The organism is Streptococcus pluranimalium (assembly GCF_047785705.1).
Taxonomy (GTDB): Bacteria; Bacillota; Bacilli; order Lactobacillales; family Streptococcaceae; genus Streptococcus; species Streptococcus pluranimalium_A.
In genome coordinates, this window is the sequence record NZ_JBLOJV010000076.1 from 1 (window position 1) to 2279 (window position 2279).

The 2279-nt window shown below is 36.5% G+C and carries 5 protein-coding genes; all 5 read left to right on the forward strand.

Going from position 1 to position 2279, the window contains the following annotated elements; all coding sequences use genetic code 11:
• On the forward strand, nucleotides 1-628 hold a 628-nt coding region (locus ACMZ6Z_RS09235), incomplete at its 5' end, for a hypothetical protein (RefSeq protein ID WP_416132237.1).
• Nucleotides 629-649: 21 nt separating this feature from the next.
• Nucleotides 650-958 (forward strand): hypothetical protein, encoded by a 309-nt coding sequence (locus ACMZ6Z_RS09240; RefSeq protein WP_416132238.1) that lies wholly within the window; start codon nucleotides 650-652, stop codon nucleotides 956-958.
• A gap of 76 nt (nucleotides 959-1034) precedes the next feature.
• A complete protein-coding gene (locus ACMZ6Z_RS09245) occupies nucleotides 1035-1274 on the forward strand; it encodes a hypothetical protein (protein ID WP_416132239.1) in 240 nt (79 codons plus the stop codon).
• Between the two features lie 150 nt (nucleotides 1275-1424).
• A complete protein-coding gene (locus tag ACMZ6Z_RS09250; RefSeq protein ID WP_416132240.1) occupies nucleotides 1425-1784 on the forward strand; it encodes a hypothetical protein in 360 nt (119 codons plus the stop codon).
• Entirely contained in the window at nucleotides 1756-2130 is a 375-nt protein-coding gene (locus ACMZ6Z_RS09255; RefSeq protein WP_416132241.1) for a hypothetical protein, read from the forward strand. The genes ACMZ6Z_RS09250 and ACMZ6Z_RS09255 overlap by 29 nt, the downstream gene beginning before the upstream one ends.
• Nucleotides 2131-2279 lie beyond the last annotated feature (149 nt).

Sequence of the window (2279 nt, forward strand, 5' to 3'; positions counted from 1 at the left end):
AATCAACCCCATTACTGGTAAGCCAGCAACGGAAGCTGAAATAACAACTGCTAAGCTATATACACCAGTTAAAGTGGTTAGTAATGTATTAGCTGTTGTCGCTTTGTTAAAGGGACCTGGGCTAGTAACTAGATATCAAACATCAAGGTTTTCCAACCTAAAAACAACTTCTGATGTCGATTTGCCTAAGAATAATTCCCAAACGATAGCAGAAGTCACTGAACAAACTACTGGTAATTATATTTCCCCTAGATCTAGTAGAATCAACTCAGATTTAGTAGAGGAATTGGCTAGTCAGAATGTCAAGTATAATCCAGACGAGATGATTATCATTGGTAAAGACTCTTCTGGGAAGATACTATGGTTGGAAAAAGGAAACGAGAGAGCAGGGTTAGAGCATATTATTTCTAGACACGGGGACGAGTTTATACAAAAGGGTATTCCCTTGGATTCTATTCCGGATTATCTAATGGATTCGTTGGAATACGGTGAATTAATTGGTTACCAAGGACGAGGACAAGGACGGCCAATTTATGAATTAACTGTTAATGGAGAGGTAAAAAGGGTAGCTATTACAGTTGGAGATAATGGATTTATTGTTGGAGCTAACCCTGTGTCGTCAAAATAAACATAATATAAGGAGTGCTTGATGAAGTGTATAAAAGTAAGTTTTGAATATAAATGTTTTCCGCTCTGGATTTACGATGAGTCAGGTGATTTTTTGGACAATGACTTGCCTGTCGAGCTAGTAAATGATAATGAATTAGATAAAAAACTGAGAGCTTTACAGTCGGTATATGATGGGTTATTTATTAATGAAAGTAAGCTCTTTAAATTTAATGGTTTTGCAGACCGTAAGGCGGAAGAACAATTTTATAAAGAGATTGATATCATTGTAAGAGAGCTGAGAGAAAAAGTTGGTAGAGCCTATGAGATTATTGTGAAAAATGTGATTTAAAAATAAATTTCTCTCTTATTACCGCTTTGAAGAACTAATGGCAAAGCAGGTCATTGACTAGCGTGACCCACAGTTTATGGAGAAGCTTAACGCTCATATCAATGAAACGGGGCTAAATCCATTTACAGGCAAACCAGCGACGGAAGGTGAGAAATTTGTTGCCCAACACTACGGCTGGGTGAAAAGTAGTTCGACCACCATTGCGACAATGTCAGCGGGAGTCTCGGATTGGTCTGATTTAATGGTTGATATCGCAAGAGGTCGCTTAGGTCGAATGATTAATGAAGTTCCGACTCATAATCTTACTGTGGAATAGCAGAAACAGATTTCTTCAGTTCAAAAAGGCAGCCAATTATCTCCAGAATTTTATTTTTCTAAGGACTACTTAAGAGAGCACGAGCAGTTATTTGGAAATGGAGTAGCAAGGATAAGCAAAAGTGATTATTTTTTAAAGAAAACAGGCTATATGGGAATTGTTGATACTGATATTTTAAATGAATTACCTGCAAAAGAGTATGTGTTTCCAGTTGAATATTTAGATACGATTGTTCAGTCTTCAGGAGGTGATATAACTTATCTTGAACGGAATTTAGGATTAGAAATCGGCTCTTTGGGTGAAAATCCTGTTATTATGAAAGTCAAACAAGGGAATTATTCCGATTTAAGCATTCCTAGTGGTAATGAATTTGGTGCAAATGACCAGTGGATTCCGGGCGGTAAATTGCCGACTGGTATTCCAGAAGCAGTAATAGATCCTGTTTCTATTGAGAAAGTTGAAATAAAAGAGTGGAGTAATTATGTTAAAGAGCAACTTAAACCTTATTGAAATTAACGATAAAGCATATTTACGATTTTACCAAACGGAAGAAAAAGATTTAGTTTTTGTTGAATGGGAAGGAGCGCATGGCGATAGGCCAATTGCTCCAGTTACTTATAGAGATTACTTAGATTATAGAGAGGGAGAACGGAGTGGTTATGATATAGTTGTAAAGGCTCAGACAGGTATATGGCCTGCAAAAACTGATGAAAAATACCACACGGAGTTGAGTTTTCTTCTTGGAAATTTACAACTAGTTCATGATGTCAGTTTGCCCAATAATCCAGATTTATTTTCAAAATTTCCTGAGTTAGAGGGACCTTACAATAATTGGTTATCACGTAAAAATAATTGATTTTTACGGGTATTTCTAAGAGTGGAATAAAAATTACAATATACTAGTATAAATATGGGGAAATTATTTCTGTTTTTCCTGATAATCCGTGGCCGAGGTTGATAGTACCAGCCTTCACGAAGACCAACTGGTTGACTTGATTGCCAAGA

Excerpts from the sequence above, each read along its gene's own strand:
- ACMZ6Z_RS09250 (WP_416132240.1), top strand. The coding sequence starts at position 1,425 with ATGGGAATTGTTGATACTGATATTTTAAATGAATTACCTGCAAAAGAG.
- ACMZ6Z_RS09255 (WP_416132241.1), top strand. The coding sequence starts at position 1,756 with ATGTTAAAGAGCAACTTAAACCTTATTGAAATTAACGATAAAGCATAT.
- ACMZ6Z_RS09245 (WP_416132239.1), top strand. The coding sequence starts at position 1,035 with ATGGAGAAGCTTAACGCTCATATCAATGAAACGGGGCTAAATCCATTT.
- ACMZ6Z_RS09240 (WP_416132238.1), top strand. The coding sequence starts at position 650 with ATGAAGTGTATAAAAGTAAGTTTTGAATATAAATGTTTTCCGCTCTGG.